The 26,503-nt window shown below is 71.0% G+C and carries 1 protein-coding gene (only partly in view); it reads right to left on the minus strand.

What is annotated here, in order from left to right:
- Positions 1–26,503 carry the 3' portion of a non-ribosomal peptide synthase/polyketide synthase gene (locus tag ACQP06_RS31950; protein WP_433668584.1) on the minus strand. It continues 17,585 nt past the right edge of the window, so only the last 26,503 of its 44,088 coding nucleotides appear in the window; its start codon lies beyond the right edge, outside the window; the stop codon is at positions 1–3.

Here is a 26,503-nt window from a genome sequence, read left to right on the forward strand (position 1 = left end):
CTAGCTGGGGATGACGCGGATTTCGTCGCCCGCGTCGCCCGCCGGGTCGGCCTCGGTGGTGAACCAGTGGGTCACCTCGCCGTCCTCCAGGTCGGCGGGGATGTCGCCGGTGGGGAGGACGGAGAGCGCGCCCGCGGTCGAGGACGACAGGAACTCGTCGATGGCCGCGGTGCCGGTGGAGGCGGTGGTGTACGTGGTCGACTCGTAGTCGATCTCGTGGTCGCCGCGCAGGGTGGCCGCGCGGTCGAGGGCCTCGGACTGGGTGAGGGTGGCCCAGTTGTCGGCGTTGCGGTAGATGAAGGCCGGGTCGGTTTCGGACAGCGGGCGGACCCGGTCGCTGTAGGAGACCGGGTGCGCCGGGCGGGCGGTCAGGTCGGCCTGGACCTTGGGGTCCGAGGGGACCAGCCAGCGGACCGAGCTGGCGGCGGGTTCCAGGGCGATGCCGAAACCGGCTCCGGCGGCGAGGATGTCGCCGAAGGAGAGGGTGTCGGCGAACAGTGCCGCGGCACCGGCCTTCTGGATGGCCCAGACCGCCACGACCGCGTCGACCGAGTGCGGGAGGGCGACGGCGACGATGTCGCCGGGGCCCGCGCCGCGTTCGATGAGCAGACGCGCCAACTGGGAGCTGCGGCGGTCCAGGACGTGGTACGCGATCTCCTCGCCACCGGACAGCAGGGCGGGCGCCTGCGGGTCCTCCTCGACGACCTCGGCCAGCACGTTGGCCACGGTCGCCGTGCCCACCCGCGCCGCGTCGGCCGCGGAATCGGCCGGGGTGACGGCGCTTTCGGCGAGGATGCGGGCACGTTCGCCGGCATCGAGGATGTCGATGTCGCCGACCAGGCCGTCGGCATCGCCGACCAGCGCGTCCAGGATCCGGTTGAAGCGCGCGGCGAGGATGACGACCTCGTCGGCGGTGAACCGGCTGCCCAGGTAGCGCATGGAGATGTCGATGGTCTCGCCCGCCATGATGACCAGGCTCATCGGGTAGTGGGTGTTGTCGTTGATACCGACACCACTGACCGACATGCCGTCGATGGAGCTGGCGGCCGCGATCGCGTCCTTGTCCACCGGGTAGGACTCGAACGCCATCATGGTGTCGAATTCCGCTCCGGCGCCGGCCAATTGCAGGATCTCGGTGAGCCCGATGTGGTGGTGCTCGAGCAGGTCGGCCTGATCGCTCTGGACGCGCTGCAGCAGCCCGCCGATGGTCAGGCGGTCATCGACCCGGATGCGCACCGGCACCGTGTTGATGAACAGACCCACCATGGCTTCCACGCCCGGCAGGTCGCCGGGGCGGCCGGAGACGGTGGCGCCGAACACCACGTCGCTGCGCCCGGTGAGCCGGCCGATCAGCACCGCCCAGGAGGTCTGGATCAGCGTGTTCAGCGTGACGTTGAGTTCCCCGGCGCGCTTGGTGAGCGCGCGGGTCCGTTCGGCGTCGATGTCGACGGTGTAGCGGCCGATCTCGTAGTTCTCGTCGCGGGTCGCGGCCGGCGCGAGCTGGGTGGGCTCGCTGACCCCGGCCAGGGCGCGCTTCCACGCCTCGATCGACTCGTCCCGGTTCCGTCCGGCCAGCCAGGCCAGGTAGTTGCGGAACGACGGCACCCGCGGCAGCACCGACGCGTCGCCGCGCACCGCGTACAGCACCAGCAGGTCCTGCATGAGCAGCGGCATGGACCAGCCGTCCACCAGGATGTGGTGGGTGGTGATGACCAGGTGCACCAGGTCGCCGCTGATCCGGAACACGTTGAACCGCATGAGCGGAGCCGCGGACAGATCGAAGTGATCGGCGCGATCGGCCTCGATCATCTCCCGCATGCGCGGATTGCGTTCGGCCTCGGGCAGATCCGTCAGGTCGATGACCTGGAACGGCGCTTCCACGCGATCCAGCACGACCTGGTGGGCCTGGCCGTCGGCGTCGGTGACGAACGCGGTCCGCAGGCTCGGGTACCGGTCGAGGATGGCCTGCGCGGCCACCTTCAAACGGTCCACGTCCACCACACCGCTCAGGTCGAGCACGGTCTGAATGGTGTAGACGTCCACCGTGTTCTGGGTGAGCAGCGCGTGGAACAGCAGACCGGACTGCAGCGGCGAGAGCGGCCACACGTCGCCCAGGGCCGGGTAGTTCCGTTCCCAGACTTCGATGTCGGACTGCGCGACCCGGACCAGCGGCAGGTCGGACGGCGTGAGACCGCCCGCCTCCGGCCGATTCGCGTGTTCGGCCAGCGCGGTCAGCGCCGCCACGAACAGGTCGGCGAACTCCTGCACCCGCTCGCGCTCCAGGAGGCCGCGCGGGTAGGAGAAGGCCGCGCCCAGCTGCGGGCCGTCCTCGCCGTCGGTGACGATGGCGTTGATGTCGAGGGTGGCGTTGGCGGGCATGTCGGCGTCCATGTCGCCGTCGAGGCGACCCAGGTCGTCGACCGGCACCCAGCCGATCTCGGCCATGCCCTCGGGCGCTTCGCCCGCGGACATGCGGCCCAGGTAGTTGAAGCTGATCTGGCCGACGTCCCGCAGCTGCGGGGCGGTGTCGGGGTTGAGGTGCCGCAGCAGACCCCAGCCCAGACCCTTGTCGGGCATGGCGAGCAGCTGTTCCTTGACCGATTTCACGATGTCGCCCAGGGCGTTTCCGCCCGCGAACGCCTCGTCGAGGTTGGCGCCGTTCAGGTCCAGGCGGACCGGGAAGGCCGCGGTGAACCAGCCGACCGTGCGCGAGAGATCCGCGCCCGGAACGATCTCCTCTTCACGACCGTGGCCCTCGAGCTTGATCAGCGCCGATCCGCCGGTGGTCTCCCCGCGCCAGCGCGCGACCGCCATGGCCAGCGCCGAGAGCAGGCCGTCGTTCACGCCGCCGCGGTACAGGCCGGGGACGGCGGTGAGCACGGCGTCGGTGACCTCGGCCGGAACGCTGACCTCGATCCGTTCGACGGTGTCGAAGGTGTCGACGGTCGGGTCGAAGGCCCGCGAACCCAGCTGCGGGTCCGGGGTCTCGGTGACCCGCTGCCAGAACGGCAGTTCCGCGACCCGCGCCTCGCTGCGTGATTCCTCGACCAGGGCGTGCGCCCAGCGGCGCAGCGAGGTGCCGGTCTCGGGCAGCGCGATCGGCTGCTCGAAGGCCACCTGCGACCAGGCCAGACCCAGGTCCGGGATCAGGATGCGCCAGGAGACGCCGTCCACCACCATGTGGTGCGCGACGATGAGCAGCACGTCGCGGCGGACGCGAGCCTCGTCGGAACCCTCGGGGGCGAAGGCGAACCAGACGAACTGCACCATGGCGGCGTTCGCCGGATCCAGTCGGCCCAGGGCGGCGTCGAATTCGACGCTGCCGACGCGGGTCAGCTCCTCGTCGGAGATGTCCGCGGCCAGCTCGACCCGGTGCACGAGCGCGTCGACGTCGACGGCGCCCTTCGGCAGCGCCTCGAATTCGAAGCCGTCCGAGGCGTTTCCGTTCAGGCGCGAGCGCAGCACGTCGTGGTGGTCGAACAGGGCCGAGATGGCCCCGACGAGCACCGGCCGGGTGATGCCGTCCGGCAGGCGCAGCGGCATGGTCTGCGAGAACCGGTCGTAGGACGAACCGCTCGACAGGATGGCGTGCATGATCGGCGTCAGCGGGATGTCGCCGACTCCGCCGCCGGGCAGTTCGGCCAGCTTCTCCTGCGCGGTGTCGTCGCCCAGCGTGGCCACCTCGGCCAGTCCGGCGACGGTCCGCTGCTCGAACACATCGCGCGGCGAGAACTTGATGCCGCGCGCCTTGGCCCGCGAGACCAGCTGGATGGACAGGATCGAGTCACCGCCGAGGGCGAAGAACGAATCGTCCGCACCCACCTGCTCCACACCGAGCACGTCGGCGAAGACCTCGGCGAGCGTGGCCTCGAGTTCGGTGACCGGAGCGCGGAAGTCGCGCGCGGTGAACACCGGCTCGGGCAGCGCCCGGCGATCCAGCTTGCCGACCGGGGTCAGCGGGATGGCGTCCAGAATCGTGATCGCGGTCGGCACCATGTATTCCGGCAGGCGGCCCGAGACGTGCTCGGTCAGCGCCGGAATGTCGATGCTGCGGCCCGCGACCGGGAGCACGTAGGCCGCCAGGATGGTGGCCCCCGCCTCGGTCTTGTGACCCACGGTGACCGCGAAGTCGACTGTCTCGTGCGAGGCCAGCGCCGCGTCGATCTCACCGAGCTCGATGCGGAAACCACGCACCTTCACCTGGAAGTCGTTGCGGCCCACGTATTCGACCAGGCCGTCCGGGGTCCAGCGGACCACGTCGCCGGAGCGGTACATGCGCTCGCCCGCCACGAACGGGTTGGCGACGAACCGCTCGGCGCTCAGGCCCGGGCGGTCGTGGTAGCCACGCGAGAGCTGGATACCCGACAGGTACAGCTCACCCGCGACGCCCACCGGCACCGGCCGCAGCCGCGAGTCCAGGATCAGGGCCTGCATGCCGCGGATCGGACCACCGATGGTGACCAGTTCGCCCGGCGTCAGCGCGTCGCTGATGTTGGTCATGATCGTGGTCTCGGTGGGGCCGTAACCGTTGTGGAACGCACGAATCGTGCGGTTCTCCAACGGAATCGCCCACTTCTCCACCAGATCGGCCGGAACGGCTTCACCACCGGCGACCAGGACGCGCAGCGAGTCCAGACCCTTCGGATCCAGGGTGGCGAGCGCGGCCGGGGTGATGAACGCGTGCGTGGCCCGCTCGCGCTTGATCACCTCGGCGAGCTCCTCGCCGCCGTAGACGCCCGGCGGGACCACCACGAGGGTGCCGCCCGCGCCGATGGCGAGCAGGTACTCCAGCACCGACGCGTCGAACGACGGCGACGCGAAGTGCAGTGCGCGCGAACCGGAGTCGAGGTGGTAGCGCACGATCTGCTCGGTGGCGAAGTTGGCCAGACCGGCGTGCGTCACCACGACGCCCTTGGGCATGCCCGTGGTGCCGGAGGTGTAGATCACGTACGCGACGTGCTCGGGCCGGACCACGCCCCACCGCTCGGCGTCGGTGACGGGTTCGGCCGAATGCGAGGCGATCTCGGCGTGCACCATCGGATCGTCGAGCGAGATCCAGCCCGCCAGGCTGGCGACCGGCGGCAGCCCCTCGAGTTCGGCGTCGATGGTCAGACCCAGCACCGCGCCGGAGTCGTTCACCATGTGCGCGATGCGGTCCGCCGGGTAGGACGGGTCGACCGGCACGAACGCCGCGCCCGACTTTGCGACGGCCCAGATGGCCAGCACCGATTCGAAGGAGCGCCGGATGGCCACGGCGACACGGGTTTCCGGTCCGGCACCGCGCTCGATGAGCACCCGCGCCAGACGCGAGGAGGCCGCGTCGAGTTCGGCGTAGCCCAGGGCCTGGCCGTCGAAGGCGACGGCCTCGCCGACCGGGTTGTTGGCGACGGCGTCGGCCAGCAGCTCGGGCAGCGTGCGCGGCGCGATCGCCGGTCCGCCGGTGCGGGTGATCAGATCCGCGCGCTCGTCGGCGGCCAGGATCTCCAGATCGCCGACGGCCTGGCGCGGCGCGGAGACGATCTCGGTGAGCAGCCGGACGAACCGCGCCGCGAAGCCCTCGACGGTCTCCTGGTCGAACAGGTCACGGGCGTAACCGAATTCGGCGTACATGCCCGCGTCCGCGTCGGCCGGGGCCTCGGTCAGGGTGAGCATGAGGTCGAACTTGGCGATCTCGTTCTCGAAGTCGACCGCGGCGGCCTTCAGGCCGGGCAGCTCGAAGGAGCCGCCGGGCAGGTTCTCGAACGACAGCGCCACCTGGAACAGCGGGTGCCGCGCGGTGGAGCGTTCCGGGTTGAGCAGCTCGACGAGCCGCTCGAACGGAATGTCGGCGTGCGCGAACGCCGCCAGGTCGCTGTCCTTGTTGGCGGCGAGCAGCTCGGTGAAGCCGGTCTGTCCGTTCACCTCGGTGCGCAGCACCAGGGTGTTGACGAACATGCCGATCAGATCGTCCAGCTCGGCTTCGCCACGGCCCGCGATGGGCGCGCCGATGGCGATGTCGGTGGTGCCGGACAGGCGCGCCAGGAACACCGCGAGGGCGGTGTGCACGACCATGAACATGGTCGCGTTGTTGGTGCGCGCGATCTGCTGCAGGCCGCGGTGCAGGTCGTTGGAGATCGGGAACAGCACCCGGCCGCCGCGGAAGGACTGCGCGGTGGGGCGCGGGCGATCCGAGGGCAGGTTCAGCTCGTCGGGCAGGTCGGCCAGCGCGGCGCGCCAGAACTCGGCCTGCGCGGAGACCAGGCTGGTCGCGTCGTCCTCGGAGCCGAGCACCTCGCGCTGCCAGATCGAGAAGTCCGCGTACTGCACCGGCAGCGGGGCCCAGCCGGGCTGCACGCCGGCGGCGCGGGCGGCGTAGGCCACCATGACGTCGCGGGTGAGCGGGCCCATGGACCAGCCGTCGGCGGCGATGTGGTGGGTGACGAAGACGAGCACGTGCTCGACGACGGCGGTGCCGTCGATCGACTCAGCGGGCGCGTCCTCGACGCGGAACAGCTTGGCGTGCAACGGAACTTCGGTGGTCACGTCGAAGCCGGTGGTGACGAGTGCGGCGATCCGCTCGGTCACCGATTCGGCCGTGACGGTGACCGGACGCAGATCCGGCATCGCCTGCGCGGCGGTCACGATCACCTGTGCGGCAGCGCCGTCGACCTGCGGGTAGATGGTGCGCAGCGTCTCGTGGCGGCCGATCACGTCGGACACGGCCTCGCGCAGCGCGTCCACATCCAGCGCGCCGGTGAGGCGCACGGCGACGGGCACGTTGTACGCGGCCGACGCGGTGTCGAACTGGTTGAGGAACCACATGCGCTGCTGCGCCAGCGACAGCGGCACGGTCTCCGGACGCGGTCCGGCGGTGAGCGCCTTGCGATCTCCCGCTCCGGCATGCTGCTCGACCTTGGCGGCCAGCCCGGCGACGGTCGACGCCTCGAACACGGCGCGCACCGGCACCCGCGCGTCCAGGGCCGCGCCGATGCGCGCGGCGACCTGGGTGGCGAGCAGCGAGTTGCCGCCGAGGGCGAAGAAGTCGTCGTCCGCGCCGACCCGCTCGATACCGAGCACCTCGGCGATGACGCCCGCCACGATCTCCTCGATCGGGGTGGACGGCGCGCGGAAGGCGGTGGTCTCGAACTCGGGCTCCGGCAACGCCTTCCGGTCCAGCTTGCCGTTCACATTGAGCGGCAGGGCGTCGAGCACCACGAAGGCCGACGGCACCATGTACGACGGCAGACCCGCCGACAGCGCCGACTTCACCAGCGGCACATCCACACCCGAGCCGGACGGCACCAGGTAGGCGACCAGGCGGTCACCGGTCTTGGCGTCCTGCTTGGCCAGCACCGCGGTCTGCGCGATCTCGGGCAGCGCCAGCAGCGCGGCCTCGATCTCGCCGAGCTCGATACGGAAGCCGCGGATCTTCACCTGGAAGTCGGTGCGGCCCCGGTACTCCAGCTCGCCGTTGTCCGACCAGGCGACGAGGTCACCGGTGCGGTACATGCGCTCGCCGACGGCGAACGGGTTGGCCACGAAGCGATCCGCGGTCAGGTCCGGTCGCGCGAAGTAGCCGCGGGCCAGCTGGGTGCCGGCGAGGTAGAGCTCACCGGACACGCCGTCGGGCACCGGGTTCAGGCGCGCGTCGAGCACGTAGACCCGCGAGTTCCATTCCGGCGCACCGATCGACACCGAGCCCTTGTCGGCGTCGGTGACCTGGTGGCTGGTGATGGACACCGCGGCCTCGGTCGGGCCGTACAGGTTGAACAGTCGACTTTGCCGGTTCAAGGCGCGGAAGCGCTGGGCCACCGCGGCGGGCAGCGCCTCACCGATGGCCAGCACCCGGCGCAGCGCGGCGTTCATGGTGCCGTCGCCCGCGGTGAGCAGCGCGTCGAGCATGGACGGCACCACGTGCAGGGTGGTGACCCGCTCGCGCGCCATCAGCTCGTTCAGGTACGCCGGATCGCGGTGGCCGTCGGCGGCGGCGATCACCAGGCGGCCACCGGTGACGGCGGCCGACCAGAACTCCCAGACCGAGAGGTCGAAGGTGGCGGCGGTCTTGAGCAGCACCGCGTCGTCCGGGCCGAGCCCGAATTCCGCACCCTTCCACTGCAACTGGTTGGCGATGGCCGCGTGCGGCAGCGCCACGCCCTTCGGGCGGCCGGTCGAACCGGACGTGAAGATGACGTAGGCGGTGTGGTCCGGACGCAGCGGGGCGACTCGGTCGGCGTCGGTGATCGGGCCGAGCTTCGCGGCGGGCGCGAGCTCATCCATTCGCACCAGCGGCGCGACGTCGGTCGAGAACTCCGCGGACGCGTTGGTCAGCACGCACACCGGCGCGGCGGTCTCCAGGATGTACCCGGTCCGCTCGGCGGGCTGGTCGGGGTCGACCGGCACGTACGCGCCACCGGCGACCGAGACCGCGTACATGGCCACCACCAGGTCGACCGAGCGCCGCAGCGCCAGCGCGACCCGCGCCTCCGGGCCGACACCGATCGAGATCAGGTGGCGGGCCAGGCCGTTGACCCGCGCGCCGAGTTCGGCGTAGGTGAGCGTCTCGCCGTCGGGGCCGATGAGGGCGATGGCGGTCGGCTTGGCGGCCACCGTCGCGGTCAGCATCGACGCCAGCGTGGCGGTCGAATCCACCTGGTGCGCGGTGTCATTGCGCCGGTCCAGGATCTCGGCCCGCTCGGCGGCGGCCAGGATCTCGATCTCGCCGACCACGATCCGCGGCGCGGCCACGATCTCGCGCAGCAGGGCCACGAAGCGATCGGCGAAGCCGACCACGGTCTCCCGGTCGAAGATGTCCGTCGCGTAGGTCAGGATGCCGGTGATGCCGTCGGCCGCGCCGTCGTCGCCGTACAGGTCGGAGACGATCAGGTGCAGGTCGAACTGCGACAGCTCGGTGTCCACGTCCAGGCCGGACACGCTCAGGCCCGGGAGTTCCAGGGTGGAGCGGGTCAGATTCTGGAAGGACAGACCCACCTGGAACAGCGGGTGCCGCGCGGTCGAACGGGCCGGGTTGAGCACCTCGACGAGGCGCTCGAACGGCACGTCCGCATTGGCATAGGCCTGGATGTCGGTCTCGCGCTGACGCGCCAGCAGGGCGTCGAACGGTTCGCCGCCGTCGACCTCGGTGCGGAACACCAGGGTGTTGACGAACATGCCGATCAGGTCGTCGAGGACGGCCTCGCCACGACCGGCCATCGGCGTGCCGATGGCGATGTCGCTGGAGCCCGACAGCCGCGCGAGCAGCACGGCGAGCGCGGTGTGCACGACCATGAACAGCGTCGCGCCCTCGGCGCGGGCCAGATCGACCAGCCCCGAGTGCAATTCGGCGTCGATGCGGATGTCGATCTTGCCACCGGCGAAGGACTGCACCGCCGGACGCGGCCGGTCGGCCGGGAGGTCCAGCTGGTCGGGCAGCCCGGCCAGCGCCTGCTGCCAGTAGGCGACCTGCTTGGCGGCCAGCGAGTCCGCGTCGTTCTCGTCACCGAGCAGTTCGCGCTGCCAGATGGAGTAGTCCGCGTACTGCACCGCGAGCGGGCTCCAGCCCGGCTCCTGCTCGAGCGAGCGCGCCGCGTAGGCGGTCATCAGGTCGCGGGTCAGCGGCGCCACCGAGGAGCCGTCACCCGAGATGTGGTGGATGACCAGTGCCAGCACGTATTCCGCCGGAGCCGCGGCGTCCGGGTTCACGATCCGGAACTGACCGGTGGGGGCGATGTCGGCGAAGTCGAAGGTGTAGGCCGCCGCGTGCGCCGCGGCTTCCGACTCGACCGGAGCCGGGGCCGGGGCCTCGCCCTCGATCTTGAACAGCGCCACCTTGATCGGCACCTCGACGGTGACGTCGAAGCTGGTGGAGGTCAGCTCGACCACCGCGCCGACGACCTCGTCGGCGGTCACGGTGCGCACCTCGAGCTCGGGCACGGCCTGTGCCGGCGGCAGGATGACCTGCACCGGGCCCTGCTCGGTTTGCGGGTAGATGGTGCGCAGGATCTCGTGGCGGGCAACCACATCCGCGATGGCCGACCGCAGCGCGTCCTCGTCGAGCGCGCCGGACAGGCGCACCGCGACCGGCACGTTGTAGGCCGCCGAGGCGGTGTCGAAGCGGTTGAGGAACCACATGCGCTGCTGGGCCAGCGACAGCGGGATGTTCTCCGGTCGCGGCGCCGCGATCAGCGCCTTGCGGCCGCCGGCCCCGGCGTCGTGCTCCACCCGGGCCGCGAGCGCGACCACGGTGGACGCCTCGAACAGCAGTCGCACCGGCACCCGGGTGTTGAGCGCCTCGCCGAGGCGCGCGGCGACCTGGGTGGCCAGCAGCGAGTTGCCGCCCCACTGGAAGAAGTCGTCGTCCAGGCCGATACGGCCGGATTCGACGCGCAGCACCTCCGCGAACACGCCCGCCACGATCTGCTCGATCGGGCTGACGGGGGCGCGGAAGACCGCCTTCTCGAAGGTGGGCTCCGGCAGTTCCTTGCGGTCCAGCTTGCCGTTGGCGTTGAGCGGCAACGCGTTCAGCGGCATGAAGACCGACGGGATCATGTACGACGGCAGTTCGGCGGCCAGCGCCGACTGCAGCGCCTGCTTGTCCGGATCGCCGTCGGCGCCGACCACGTAGGCCACCAGGCGGTCGCCCAGCACCGGGTCGGTGTGCGCGACCACGGCGGCGGAGGCGATGGAATCCAGGCGCAGCAGCGCGGATTCGATATCGCCGAGCTCGATGCGGAAGCCGCGGATCTTCACCTGGAAGTCGGTGCGGCCCCGGTACTCGAGCTCGCCGTTCGCCTGCCAGGCCACCAGGTCACCGGTGCGGTACATGCGGGAACCGTTCTCGGCGAACGGGTTCGCGACGAAGCGGTCCGAGGTGAGGTCGGGGCGGCCGAAGTAGCCGCGCGCCAGCTGCGCGCCGGCCAGGTACAGCTCGCCGGAGACGCCCACCGGCACCGGCCGCAGACGCGAATCCAGCACGAACACCTGGGAGTTCCATTCGGGCGAGCCGATGGACACCGACAGCTCGTCGCGCTCGGTGACCCGGTGGTTGGTGATGGACACCGCGGCCTCGGTCGGGCCGTACAGGTTGAACAGCTCGGTGCGCGGACGCTCCCGCAGCACGCGCTGCGCCAGCGGTCCGGGCAGCGCCTCACCGATGGCCAGGATGCGCCACAGCGAGTCCGGCAGCCCGTCGGTGAGCAGCGCGTCCAGCATGGACGGCACCACGTGCAGGGTGGTGACCCATTCGCGGGCCATGAGCTCGTTCAGGTACGCCGGATCCTTGTGCCCGTCGGGCGCGGCGATGACCAGGCGGCCACCGCAGGCCGCGGCGGACCAGAACTCCCAGACCGAGAGGTCGAAGGTGGCGGCGGTCTTGAGCAGCACCGCGTCGGCCGGGTCGAGGCCGAATTCGGTGACCTTCCAGAGCAACTGGTTCACGACCGCGCCGTGCGGCAGCGCCACACCCTTGGGTCGGCCGGTGGAACCGGAGGTGAAGATGACGTACGCGGTGTTCGCGGCGGTCAGCATCCGCACCCGGTCGGCGTCGGCGACCGGCTTGGCGGAGTGCACGCTCAGGTCCAGCTCGTCGATGCGCAGCACCTCGGCCAGTTCGGTCTCGAAACCGACTGCGGCCGTGGTGAGTACGGCCTTGGGCGCGGCCGTCTCCAGGATGTAGCCGACGCGCTCGGCGGGCTGATCCGGATCGATCGGCACGTAGGCGGCGCCGGCCTTGGCGACGGCGTACATGGCGACCACCAGGTCGGTGGACCGACGGATGGCCAGTGCCACCCGGTCTTCGGTGCCGATGCCGCGCGCGATGAGCTCACGCGCCAGCTGGTTCACCCGCGCGTCGAGTTCGGCGTAGGTGAGGTTCTCCACGTCGTCGGCGGTGTCGGCGACGATGGCCACGGCCTTCGGGTCCTCGGCCACCGAGCGATCCAGCAACGAGACCAGGGTGGCTTCCGAGCCGCCCTCGAACACCGTGTTCACGTCCTGCGCGGTGTTGTTCCAGCGCTGCAGGATTCGGGTGTTCTCGTCGTCGTCGAGCAGGTCGATGTCGCCGACCGGGACGGCGGTGTCGGCCAGGATGGCATCCAGCACCCGCACGAACCGGTCGGCGAAGGCGCGCACGGTCGCCTCGTCGAACAGGTCGGTGGCGTAACCGAATTCGGTGAGGATCTCGGCGGGGGTGCCGTCCTCGGTGTAGCGGTCGTAGAGGGTGACGTGCAGGTCGGTCTTGGCCAGCTGCGAGTCGAATTCGACCGCGGCCACGTGCAGGCCCGGCAGTTCGAAGGCGGTCTCGGCCAGGTTCTGGAACGAGAGGCCCACCTGGAACAGCGGGTTGCGCGCGGTGGAGCGGACCGGGTTGAGCACCTCGACGAGGCGCTCGAACGGCACGTCGGCGTTGGCGAAGGCCTCCAGGTCGCGTTCGCGGACCTCGGAGAGCAGATCGGCGAAACTCGCGTTGCCGTCGACCTGGGTGCGGAACACCAGGGTGTTCACGAACATGCCGATCAGGTCGTCGAGTTCGCGTTCACCACGGCCCGCGATCGGGGTGCCGACCGCGATGTCGTCGGTGCCCGACAGGCGGGCGAGCAGCACCGCGAGGGCGGCGTGCACGACCATGAACAGCGACGCGTTGTTGGCGCGGGCCAGCTCGTGCAGCTTGGCGTGGCGTTCGGCGTCGATGTCGAAGCGCAGCGCCTTGCCGTGGAACGACTGCGCCGGCGGACGCGGCCGGTCGGTGGGCAGCTCCAGCTGGTCCGGCAGCCCGGCCAGCGCGCGGGTCCAGTACGAGACCTGCTTGGCGGCCAGCGATTCGGCGTCGTCCTCGCGGCCGAGCACCTCGCGCTGCCACAGCGCGTAGTCGGCATACTGCACCGGCAGCGGAGCCCACTGCGGGACGTCGCCGTTCGCCCGGGCCACGTAGGCGGCCATGATGTCGCGCGCCATCGGGCCCATGGAGGAGCCGTCGGCGGAGACGTGGTGGACGGTGAACGCCAGCACATGCTGGGTGGTCTCACTGTCGGTGATCCGGAACATCTTGACCGCCAGCGGAACCTCGACGGTGACGTCGAAGGTGGTCATGGCGAATTCGATGATCTTGCCGAGCAGTTCGGCCTCGGTCACCGGCTCCGGCACCAGTGTCAGATCGGTCTGCGCGGCGGCCAGGATCACCTGGTGCGGGCCCTCGGCCGACCGCGGGTACACGGTCCGCAGCACCTCGTGGCGGGCGATCACATCGCCGATGGCCTGCTTCATGGCGTACAGGTCGAGCGCGCCGGTGAAGCGGACCGCCAGCGGAATGTTGTCGACCGCCGAGGTGGTGGTGTCGAACTGGTTGAGGAACCAGTAGCGCTGCTGCGCGGGCGACAGCGGCATGTGCGCGGGCCGCTCACCGGCGACCAGGCTCGGGCGACGGCCCGAACCGGCATTGCGCTCCACCCGCGCGGCCAGCGCCGCGACGGTGGACGCCTCGAACAGATCGCGCACGGCCAGCTGGGTGTCCAGGGCCGCGCCGAGGCGGGCGGTGACCTGGGTGGCGATCAGCGAGTTGCCGCCGAGTTCGAAGAAGTCGTCGTCGACGCCGACCCGTCCGACGCCCAGGACGTCGGAGAAGGTGCCCGCCACGATCTCCTCGATCGGGGTGGACGGCGCGCGGAAGACCTTGGCCTCGAACACCGGCGCGGGCAGCTGCTTGCGATCCAGCTTGCCGGAGGCGTTGAGCGGGAAGGCGTCCAGCACCACGAAGGCGGCCGGGACCATGTAGCCGGGCAGGCCGTCCTGCAGTTCGGCGCGCACGGCGTCGAGGTCGACGGTGTGGCCGGCGGTGGGGATGACGTAGCCGACCAGCTGCTCGCCGAGGCGGTCGTCGGCGCGGACGACCACCACGGACTGGGCGATGGAGTCGATGGCGGTGAGCGCGGCCTCGATCTCGCCGAGCTCGATGCGCAGACCGCGCAGCTTCACCTGGAAGTCGGTGCGGCCCAGGTACTCCAGCTCGCCGCGGCCGGTCCACTTCACGAGGTCGCCGGTGCGGTACATGCGCTCGCCGTTATGGAACGGGTCCGCGACGAAGCGGTCGGCGGTCAGCTCCGGGCGGGCGACGTAGCCGCGCGCCAGCTGGACGCCCGCGAGGTACAGCTCACCCGCGACACCCGGGGCGACCGGGTGCAGACGCGAATCCAGCACGTACACACGGGTGTTGAAGACCGGCGCGCCGATCGGCACGGACAGCGTGTCGGCGTCGTCCACCTCATGGTAGGTGACGTCGACGGCCGCCTCGGTCGGGCCGTACAGGTTGTGCAGACGCGCACCGGTCAGCTCGCGCAGCCTCTGCGCGGTCGGCGCGGGCAGCGCCTCACCGGAGGCGAACACCAGGTGCAGCGAGGTGCATTCGGCGGCCTTCTCCTCGGCCACGAACACCGACATCATCGACGGCACGAAGTGCGCGGTGGTGACACCGGTGGCGATGATCAGGTCGGCCAGGTAACCGGGATCGCGGTGGCCGTCCGGCTTGGCGATGACCAGCGAGGCGCCGATCTGCAAGGGCCAGAAGAACTCCCACACCGACACGTCGAAGGTGGCGGGCGTCTTCTGCAGCACCACGTCGTCGTCGAACAGGCCGTACTCGGTCTGCATCCAGACCAGGCGGTTGACGATGGCGGTATGGCTCACGGCCACACCCTTCGGGCGACCGGTCGAACCCGACGTGAAGATCACGTACGCGACGTCGTCGCCACGCAGCGGGGCGATGCGGTCGGCGTCGGTGATCGGGGCGTCGGAGTAGCCGGTCAGGTCCAGCTCGTCGATCAGCAGTGTGCGCGTGGTGGTTTCGAACCCGTCACGCGCGGTGCTGAGCACGCACACCGGCTGCGCGGTGTCCAGCACGTACTGGTTGCGCTCGGCCGGGTGGTCCGGGTCCAGCGGCACGTAGGCGCCACCGGCGAGGGTGACGGCGTACATGCCGACCAGCAGCTCGAAGGAGCGCCGCATGCCCAGGGCCACATAGGAATCCGGTCCGACGCCCTCGGCGACGAGGTGGCGGGCCAGCTGGTGGGCACGGCCGGCGAACTCGCCGTAGGTCAGACTCGTCCCCTCGAACACCAGGGCGGTGAGGTTCGGGGTCCGCTTGGCCTGGTCCTCGAACATCGACGCGAGGGTGACCTCGGCGGCGAGCTTCTTGCCGCCCAGGGCGACGCGCTTGACGTCGTACTCGGTGGCGTTCCAGGACCGCAGCACCTGGCGGCGCTCGGCGGCGTCGAGCAGCTCGATGTCACCGACCAGCGCGGTCGGCTCGGCGACCACGGCGGACAGCAGGCGCACCAGGCGATCACCGAATCCGGCGATGGTGCTCGCGTCGAACATGTCGGTGGCGTAGGCGAATTCGGCGGTCATGCCGTCGCCGTCGGCGCGCTCGAAGCGCGGGGAGGCGGAGCGCATGTTGAGGTGCAGGTCGAACTTGGCGGTGACCACGTCCAGCGGCACGCCCGCGACTTCCAGCCCGGGCAGGGCGAAGGTCGCCTCGCCGGTGTTCTGGAACGACAGCATGACCTGGAACAGCGGGTGCCGGGCCTGCGAGCGGGCCGGGTTGAGGATCTCCACCAGGCGCTCGAACGGCAGGTCGGCGTGGCCGAAGGCGGCCAGGTCGCTGTCCTTGGTGCGGGCCAGCAGCTCGGTGAACTTCTCCCCCGAGTCGACGCCGGTGCGCAGCACCAGGGTGTTGACGAACATGCCGATGGCGTCGTCGAGCACCTGCTCGCCACGACCCGCGACCGCGGTGCCGATGGCGATGTCGTCGCCGCCGGACAGTCGCGCCAGCAGGGCCGCGAAGGCCGCGTGCACGACCATGAACAGCGAGGCGCCGTGCTGGCGGGCCAGGGCCTCGAGTCCGGCCAGCAGCTCCGCGTCGATGGCGAACTCGTGCACGCCACCGGCATTGGAGGCCACGGCCGGGCGCGGCCGGTCGGAGGGCAGGTCGATCTGGTCGGGCAGGCCCGCCAGGTCGTTGCTCCAGTAGGCCACCTGCTGCGAGATCAGCGAGTCGGCGTCGTCCTCGGAGCCGAGGGTCTCGCGCTGCCAGAGCGCGAAGTCGGCGTACTGGACGGGCAGCGGAGCCCACTGCGGCGCTTCGCCATGGGCGCGCGCGGCGTAGGCGAGCATGACGTCGCGGGCCAGCGGGCGCACCGACCAGCCGTCACCGGAGATGTGGTGGACCACGAAAACCAGGACGTGCGTGGGCACGACGGCGGTGCCGTCAATGGACACCATGGCATCCGAGACCCGGAACAGCCCGGCACGCACCGGCGCGGCGGCGGTGACGTCGAAGCCGGTGAGCACCAGTTCGGCGATCCGCTCGCGCAGGTCGGCCTCGGCCACGTCGATCACGGCGGCGTCCAGGCGGACCTGGTCGGCGGGCAGGATCACCTGCACGCCACGGCCTTCGGCGTTCTCCGGGTAGACCGTGCGCAGCACCTCGTGGCGCTCGAGCACGTCGCCGACGGCGGCCAGCAGCGCATCCGTGTCGAGGTCGCCGGTCAGGCGCACCGCGAGCGGGATGTTGTTGACGGCCGAGGCGGTGTCGAAGCGGTTGAGGAACCACATGCGCTGCTGGGCCAGCGACAGCGGGATCTCGTCCGGGCGAGCCTGCGCCACCAGGGCGCGGCGGCTGCCGGTGCCCGCCTGCGCCTCGACCCGGGCCGCGAGGGCGGCCACGGTCGGGGCGTCGAACAGGGCGCGGACGGGGATCCGGGTGTCGAGGGCCGCGCCCACGCGGGCGACGACCTGGGTGGCGATCAGCGAGTTGCCGCCGAGTTCGAAGAAGTCGTCGTCGGCGCCGACCGGGGACTCGAGTCCGAGCACCTCGGCGAAGACCTCGGCCACGATCTCCTCGGCCCGGGTCGCGGCGGCGCGGAATTCGCGGGCGGCGAACTCCGGCTCCGGCAGGGCACGGCGGTCCAGCTTGCCGTTGGCGCTGAGCGGGAACCCGCCCAGGGCCACGAAGGCGGCCGGAACCATGTAGGAGGGCAGCTGCTCACCGAGGTGGGCGCGCAGGGCTTCCACGTCGATGGCGTCGGCGTCGAGCGCGATCGGCTCGCTGGTCGCGGCGTCGGCCGGGACCACGTAGGCGACCAGCTGGTCGCCGGTGCGAGCGTCGGAGCGCAGCACCACCACGGCCTGGGTGACCGAGTCGTGCGCGGTGAGCGCGGCCTCGATCTCGCCGAGCTCGATGCGCAGACCGCGCAGCTTCACCTGGAAGTCGGTGCGGCCGATGTACTCCAGCTCGCCGTCCGCGGTCCAGGTGACGAGGTCACCGGTGCGGTACATGCGCCTGCCCGGGGTGAAGGGGTTGGCGACGAAGCGGTCCGCCGACAGGTCGGGGCGGGCCACGTAGCCGCGCGCCAGCTGCACACCGGCCAGGTAGAGCTCGCCCGCCATGCCCGGGGCGACCGGGTGCAGGCGCGAATCCAGCACGTACACCTGGGTGTTGAACACCGGACGGCCGATCGGCACGGTCTCGGTGTCGGCGTCGACGACCTGGTGGTAGGTGACGTCGACCGCGGCCTCGGTGGGGCCGTACAGGTTGTGCAGGGCCGCGCCGGTGACCCGGCGCAGCTGCTGGGCGGTGGTCGCGGGCAGCGCCTCACCGGAGGCGAACACCAGACGCAGGCCGGTGCACCGCGCGGCGGCGGGCTCGGCCACGAACACGGCCATCATCGACGGCACGAAGTGCGCGGTCGTGACGCCTTCGCGGGCGATGGTTTCCGCCAGGTACACCGGGTCACGGTGCCCGTCCGGCTTGGCCACGACCAGCTTCGCGCCGATCTGCAAGGGCCAGAAGAACTCCCACACCGACACGTCGAATGTCGCCGGAGTCTTCTGCAGCACCACGTCTTCGGCGGTCAGACCGTATGCGGCCTGCATCCACACCAGACGGTTCACGATCGCCGAGTGCGGCACCGCCACACCCTTGGGGCGACCGGTCGAACCGGACGTGAAGATCACGTACGCGGTGTTCGAAGCATCCAGCGGCGCACGGCGATCCGCGTCGGTCAGCGCGGCGTCGGAGTAACCCGACAGGTCCGCGGTGTCCACGGCGAGGGTCGGCACGGTGGCGTGGGTGAACCCGTCGCGCTCGGTGGTGAGCACGCACACCGGCCGGGCCGTCTCGAGCACGTAGTCGATGCGGTCGGCGGGCTGGTCCAGGTCCAGCGGCACGTACGCGCCGCCGGCCTCGACGATCGCGTACATGGCGACCACCAGGTCCAGCGAGCGGCGCATGCCCAAGGCCACCATGCTCTCCGGGCCGACGCCGGCCTCGACGAGCTTGCGGGCCAGCTGGTGCACGCGGCCCGCGAACTCGGCGTAGGACAGAGCTGTCCCCTCGAACGCGACGGCGACCGCTTCGGGGGTCCGCTCGGCCTGGGCCTCGAACAGTGCGACCAGCGTCTCGCCCGCGTCCCCGGAGGCGCTGCGCACGATCTCGCCCGCGGCGGTGTCCTCGGCGGAGAGGGTGCCCGACGTCAGTTCCGCGACCACGGACACGACGTCGGCGGTGGTGCGGTTCCAGTCGCGCAGCACGCGGGTGCGCTCGCCGCCGACCAGCAGGTCGATATCGCCCACGGCCCGCTCCGGCTTGGCCGCGACGGCCTTCAGCAGCAGGTCGAACCGGTCGGCGAAGCGCGCCATGGTGGCCGCGTCGAACAGGTCGGTGGCGTAGATGAGTTCGGCGGTGATGCCGGACTGCGGGGCGGCGGCGTTCTCGGTGAGCACCAGTTGCAGGTCGAACTTGGCGGTGTCGATCGGCAGTTCGACGGCGCTGACGGTCAGGCCGGGCAGTTCCAGTTCGGTGATGCCGGTGTTCTGGAACGACAGCATGACCTGGAACAGCGGGTGCCGGGCCTGCGAGCGGGCCGGGTTGAGGATCTCCACCAGGCGCTCGAACGGCAGATCGGCGTGGCCGAAGGCCTGGATGTCGGTGCCGCGCACCGTGTCCAGCAGTTCGGTGAAGCCGGCGCCGCCGTCCACCTCGGTGCGCAGCACCAGGGTGTTGACGAACATGCCGATGAGGTCGTCGAGGGCGCGTTCGCCTCGACCGGCGACCGGGGTGCCGATGGCGATGTCGGACTCGCCGGACAGGCGAGACAGCAGCACGGCCAGCGCCGAGTGCATGACCATGAACAGCGTGGTGCCGCGGGTGCGGGCGAGTTCGGCCAGCGCGCCGTGGGTTTCGGCGTCGATGTCGAACACGTGGGTGGCGCCGCGACCCGAGGCCACGGCCGGACGCGGCCGGTCGGACGGCAGCTCCAGCTGGTCGGGCAGGCCGCGCAGCGACTCCCGCCAGTACGAGATCTGCTGCGAGATCACCGATTCGGCGTCGCGCTCGTCACCGAGCACCTCGCGCTGCCACAGTGCGTAGTCGGCGTACTGGACGTCGAGCACCTGCCAGCCGGGTTCGCCGCCCTCGACGCGCGCGCCGTAGGCGGTCATGACGTCCCGGGTGAGCGGGCCCATGGAGAAACCGTCGGCCGAGATGTGGTGCACCACCAGCGCGAGCACGTGCTCGGTGGGGCTGACCTCGAACAGGCGGGCCCGGAACGGCACGTCCACGGTGACGTCGAAGCCGGTCAGCACCAGCTCCGAGAGCGCCTGCGGCAGTGCGGTTTCGGAGACCTCGACCGGGGTCAGGTCCGGGATGACCTGGCTGGTCGGGACGATCTCCTGGTACGCGTGGCCGTCGATCTCGGGGTAGCGGGTGCGCAGCGACTCGTGCCGGGCCAGTACGTCGGCGACGGCGATCTGCAGGGCCTGGCGATCCACCAGACCGGACAGCCGCACGGCCGCCGGGATGTTGTCCACGGCCGATTCGGGATCGAACCGGTTGAGGAACCACATGCGCTGCTGGGCCAGCGACAGCGGCAGCCGCTCGGGCCGCTCCTGCGCGACCAGCGCCAGGCGGGTGCCGGAGCCGGAATGGGTTTCGGCCTTGGCGGCCAGCGCGGCCACCGTCGAGGACTCGAAGATCTCGCGCACGCCGAGCTGGGTGTCCAGCGCGGCGGACAGGCGCGCCGCCACCTGGGTGGCGATGAGCGAGTTGCCGCCCAGGGCGAAGAAGTCGTCGTCCAGGCCGACCCGCTCCAGGCCGAGGATCTCGGCGAACACACCGGCCACGATCTGCTCGACCGGGGTGACGGGGGCGCGGAACACCGCGGCCTCGAACACCGGCGCGGGCAGCGCCTTGCGGTCCAGCTTGCCGGAGGCGTTGAGCGGGAACTCGTCGAGCACCATCAGGATCGACGGCACCATGTAGGACGGCACGCTCTCGCCGATCTCGGCGCGTACGGCCTCCACATCCACGCTGCGGCCCGCCGCGGCGATGACGTAGCCGACCAGCTGGTCACCGGCGTGCGGGTCGTGGCGCACCACGACCACCGACTGCGCGATGGAATCCAGTGCGGTGAGCGCGGATTCGATCTCGCCGAGCTCGATGCGCAGACCGCGCAGCTTCACCTGGAAGTCGGTGCGGCCGATGTACTCCAGCTCGCCGTCCGCGGTCCAGGTGACGAGGTCACCGGTCCGGTACATGCGCTGCGACGTGCCGAACGGGTTGGCCACGAAGCGATCCGAGGACAGGTCCGGCCGCGCCACGTAGCCGCGGGCCAGCTGGTCACCGGCGAGGTACAGCTCGCCCGCGACGCCGACCGGAACCGGCCGCAGGCGCGAATCCAGCACATACACCTGGGTGTTGAACACCGGACGGCCGATCGGCACCGAGTCCACGTCGGCGTCCACGACCTGGTGGTAGGTGACGTCGACCGCGGCCTCGGTGGGGCCGTACAGGTTGTGCAGGGCCGCGCCGGTGAGCTCGCGCAGCTTGTGCGACGGCTTCGGGGACAGCGCCTCGCCGGAGGCGAAGACCATGCGCAGGCTGGTGCACCGCGCGGCGGCCTCCTCCGCCACGAACACCGCCAGCATGGACGGCACGAAGTGGGTGACCGTGACGCCCTCGCGGGCGATGAGGTCGGCGAGGTAGGCCGGGTCGCGGTGGCCCTCGGGCTTGGCCACGACCAGCTTCGCGCCGATCTGCAAGGGCCAGAAGAACTCCCACACCGACACGTCGAACGTGGCCGGGGTCTTCTGCAGGACGACGTCCTCGGTGGTCAGACCGTACTCGGCCTGCATCCACACCAGGCGGTTCACGATCGCCGAGTGCGGCACGGCCACACCCTTCGGGCGACCGGTCGAACCCGACGTGAAGATCACGTACGCGGTGTTCGAATCCCGCAGCGGCGCACGACGATCCGCGTCGGTCAGCGGCGCGGCCGAGTAGCTCGACAGGTCCAGCTTGTCGATGCGCACCTGCGCGGTGTCGACCGGGAGGTCCTCACCGGAGGTCAGCACGGTCACCGGGTCGGCGGTCTCGAGGATGTACTCGGTGCGCTCGGCCGGGTGGTCCGGGTCCAGCGGGACGTAGGCGGCGCCGGTGACGGCGACGGCGTACATACCGACGACCAGGTCCAGCGAGCGCCGCATGCCCAGCGCCACGAACGATTCCGCGCCGACGCCGCGCTCGACGAGCCAGCGGGCCAGGCGGTGCACGCGCTCGCCGAACTCGGTGTAGGACAGAGCTGTGCCCTCGAACGCGACGGCGGTCGCTTCGGGAGTCCGCTCGGCCTGCGCCTCGAACATGGCGACCAGGGTGGCGTTCTCGGCCTTGTGCTCGGTGAGCACGGGCTCGACGTCGAAGGCGGTCGCGTTCCAGGTCTCGACGACCTGGGTGCGCTCGGCGGCGTCGACCAGCTCGATATCGCCCACGGCGGCAGCGGGATCGGTGGTGATCGCGGTGAGGACCCGGATCAGGCGGTCCGCGATGCGCTCGACGGTGGCCTCGTCGAACAGGTCGCGCAGGTAGCCCGCGCGGATGCGCAGCCGGGTGTCGAGCTGGGCGATGAGGGTGAGCGGGTAGTGGGTGGCGTCCGCGGCGTCCAGGCCGGTGACGGCCATGCCGTCGATGTCGGCGGCCTGGGACCGGATGCCTTCGGCGTCGACCGGATAGGACTCGAACACCACGAGGGTGTCGAAGAGTCCGCCGATGCCCGCGGCCGACTGGATGTCGGCCAGGCCCACGTAGTGGTGGTCGAGCAGGTCGGCCTGCTCGCCCTGGGTACGGGTGAGCAGCGTGCTCGCCGCCTCGGCCGGGTCGAAGGCGACCCGCACCGGCACGGTGTTGATGAACAGACCCACCATGGACTCGACGCCCGAGAGCTGGGCCGGGCGACCGGACACGGTGGTGCCGAACAGCACGTCCTCGCGGCCGGTGAGGCGGCCGAGCAGGATGCCCCAGGCGACCTGGAGCACGGTGTTCGGGGTGACGCCGAGTTCGGCGGCCAGCCCGGTCAGGCGTGCGGTCGCGGCCTCGTCCAGGTCGAAGAAGTACTCGCCGGACAGCGCGGTGATCTCGCGGCCGGTGTCGGGACGGGTGAGCAGGGTCGGCTCGGAGACCCCGAGCAGCGACTTCTGCCAGGCCGCCAGCGACGCCGAACGATCCTGCTGCGCAACCCATTCCAGGAAGTAGCGGTAGGACCGCACCGGCGGCAGCACCGCGGTGTCGGAGTGCGTGGCGTAGAGCACCAGCAGGTCCTGCATGAGCAGCGGCATGGACCAGCCGTCGAGCAGGATGTGGTGGTTGGCCACGGCCAGCTGGTAGCTGTGCGTGTCGGTCCGCACCAGGGTGTAGCGGATGAGCGGCGGCGCGGTCAGGTCGAATCGCTCGACCCGGTCGGCGGCCAGGATCTCCGCGGCCCGCGCGGCGCGAGCGTCCGCGTCGGCGATATCGGTGAGGTCGTGGTTGGTCCACGCCACCTTCACACCGTCGATGACGACCTGCACGGGAACGCCCGAGGCGTCGTTGACGTAGGCGGTGCGCAAGATCTCGTGACGGTCGAGCAGGGCCTGCGCGGCCGCCCGCAGTCGGTCGGCGTCGACGCGGCCCTCGAGGGTGAGCACCGCCTGCGCGGTGTACACGTCCACGGAGGTGGCGGCGAGCTGCGCGTGGAAGAGCAGACCGGCCTGCAGCGCCGACAGCGGCCACACCTGGTGCAGGGAGCCGTAGCGCTTCTCCCAGCCGTCGATGTCGCGCTGGGTGACGCGGACCAGGCCGAAGTCGGACGGGGTGTGCCCGCCCTTGGCCGAATCGGCGTGCGCGGCAACGGCTTCGAGCGCGGTCATCCACAGGGCGGCGAACTCGGCGATCTCGGTGGCGGAGATCAGCGTGCTCGGGTAACCGATCTGCGCGGTCAGCTTGTCGCCCGCGACGATGGCATTGATGTCGATCGGGGCCATGGCGGGCATGTCGGCGTCGTAGGAGCCCGCCAGGTCGGCCAGGTCGGCCGCCGGGATCCAGCCGAAGCCGCGCAGCGCCTCGGGCACGTCGCCCTCGTTGACCCGGCCCAGGTAGTTGAAGCTGACCTGGCCCGGCAGCTGCTTGGGCAGCTGGGCGGCGGTGTCGGAGTTCATGTACCGCAGCAGGCCGTAACCGATGCCCTTGTCGGGCACCGCGAGCAGCTGCTCCTTGACCGTCTTGATGGCCCGGCCCATGGCCGCGCCGCCGGTGAGGGCGGCGTCCACGTCGATGCCGGACAGGTCGAAGCGCACCGGGAAGATTGCGGTGAACCAGCCGACCGTGCGGGACAGGTCGGCGCCGGGCACGACCTCTTCCTCGCGGCCGTGGCCTTCCAGGCGGACGAGGGCGGACTTCTCCCCCAGGCCCTTGCCGGCGCGGAACTTGGCCACCGCCAAGGCGAGCGCGGTCAGCAGACCGTCGTTCACGCCGCCGTGGAACAGGGCGGGCACGGTGGTCAGCAGCGAGCGGGTGGCCTCGGCCGACAGCTCGACGCGGTGCTTGACGATGGTCGCGGTGACGTCGACGGCCGGGTCCATGGCGCGCTCGGTGAGCAGCGGGTCCGGGCTCTCGACGACGTCGCGCCAGAACGCGAGCTCGGCGACGCGCTCCTCGGTGGCGGCCTCCCGCTCGAGGGCGTGCGCCCAGGTGCGCATGCTGGTGGCGGGGGCGACCAGTTCGGGGGTCTGCCCGGCGGACAGCTGGCCCCAGGCGGCGACGAAGTCCGGCACCAGGATTCGCCAGGTGACGCCGTCGACCACCAGGTGGTGACCGGCGACGATCAGGCGTCCGGCGCGGCTGTCGTCCGAGGGCTCCAGCCATACGAACCGGATGACCTGGCCCGCAGCCGGATCCAGCTTGTCGAGCGTGGCATCCAGTGCGGCCGCGGCGATCTCGAACAGCCGCTCGTCGGTGACGGCGGCGTCGAACTCGGTGCGGTCGATCAGCGAATCCGCGTCGATGGTTCCGGGCGCGGCGGTCTCGACGATCCAGTCCGCGTCCGGCACCCGGCGCAGGCGCGCCCGCAGCATGTCGTGGCGGTCGATGACCGCGCCGACGGTGGCGGCGATGCCCGCGCGGTCGATGCCGTTCGGGAGCTCCAGGGCCATGGTCTGGTTGAAGCGGCCGAACTCGCCCGGCCGGCCCGCCATGAAGCGGACCACCGGCGTCAGCGGCATGACACCCACGCCGCCGCCGGGCAGCTCGGTCAGCTGCGGGGCCGAATCGCCCTGGCCGTCCACGGATACCGTCGCGATGGCGGCCAGGCCGGACACGGTGCGCTGCTCGAACACATCGCGCGGTGAGAACACCACGCCGCGCGCCTTGGCCCGCGACACCAGCTGGATGGAGACGATGGAGTCGCCGCCGAGCGCGAAGAACGAGTCGTCGATGCCGACCCGCTCCAGGCCCAGCACCTCGGCGAACACCTCGGCGATGGTCTGCTCGAGGGTGTTGCGCGCGGCCCGGAAGACCACCTCGGTGGCGAAGACCGGCTCGGGCAGCGCCCGGCGGTCCAGCTTGCCGACCGGGGTCAGCGGCACCCGGTCGATGATCATCACCGAGGACGGCACCATGTACGCGGGCAGACGCTGCTCGACGTGCGCGGTCACGGCCGCCACATCGATCGAATGCCCCGGCGTGGCAACCACGTACGACACCAGCGAGGTCGCGCCCGCGGCGTTCTTGTGGCCCACGGTGACCGCGAAGTCGACCGTCTCGTGCGAGGCCAGCGCCGCGTCGATCTCACCGAGCTCGATACGGAAACCGCGCACCTTGACCTGGAAGTCGGAGCGGCCGACGTACTCGACCAGGCCGTCCGGGGTCCAGCGGACCACGTCACCGGTGCGGTACATGCGCTCGCCGTCCACGTACGGGTTGGCGACGAAACGGTCGGCGGTCAGGCCCGGCCGCGCGTGGTAGCCGCGCGCCAGCTGGATGCCCGACAGGTACAGCTCACCCGCGACGCCCACCGGCACCGGGCGCAGGCGGTTGTCGAGGATCAGCGACTGCATGCCCCGGATCGGACCACCGATGGTGACCAGATCGCCCGGCACCAGCGCGTCGCTGATGTTGGTCATGATCGTGGTCTCGGTCGGACCGTAGCCGTTGTGGAACGCACGAATCGTGCCGTCCGGCAGCGTCCCCTCTCCAATGGGCACCGCCCACTTCTCCACCAGATCGGCCGGAACGGCTTCACCACCGGCGACCAGCACGCGCAGCGAGTCCAGGCCCGCCGGTCCGAAGGTGGACAGCGCGGCCGGGGTGATGAACGCGTGGGTGGCCCGCTCGCGGCGGATCAGCTCGGCGAGCTCCTCGCCGCCGTAGGTGCCCGGCGGGACGACCACCAGGGTGCCGCCCTTGCCGATGGCCAGCAGGAATTCCAGCATCGACGCGTCGAACGAGGGCGACGCGAAATGCAGTGCGCGCGAGGAGGAGTCGAGCGCGTACCGCTCGGCCTGCTCGACGGTGAAGTTGGCCAGACCGGCGTGGCTGACCACGACGCCCTTCGGCACACCGGTGGAGCCGGAGGTGTAGATGACGTAGGCCGGGTGCTCCGGGCGCAGCGGGCGCACCCGCTCGGCGGCGTCGATCGCGGTGTCCGCGAACGCGTTCAGATCCAGGTCGTCCAGCACCAGCCACTCGACCGAGTCCGGCATGTCCGCGCGTACCGACGCCACGGTCAGGCCGACCGGCGAACCGGAGTCGGTGACCATGTGGGCGATGCGGTCGGCCGGGTAGCTCGGGTCCACCGGCACGAACGCCGCACCGGTCTTGGACACCGCCCATTCGGCGAAGTAGGACTCGTCCGAACGCGGCACGGCGACGGCGACCAGATCCTCGGTGCCGATGCCGCGCTCGATGAGCAAGCGCGCCAAGCGGTTCGAGCGGGAATCCAGCTCGCCGTAGGACAGACTCCTGCCCTCGAACACCACCGCGGGCGCGGCGGGATCGATGGCGACGGCGTCGGCGATCAGCTCGGGCAGGGTGCGCGCCGGAACGGCGGGCAGGCCGAACCGGGCCACCAGATCGGCGCGCTCGCCGGAGTCCAGGATGTCGATCGCGCCGACACCGATCTCCGGGTTCGCGGCGACGGCCTCGAGCACCCGCACCCAGCGCTGCGCGAACCCG

Source organism: Nocardia sp. CA-136227 (genome assembly GCF_050955695.1).
Taxonomy (GTDB): Bacteria; Actinomycetota; Actinomycetes; order Mycobacteriales; family Mycobacteriaceae; genus Nocardia.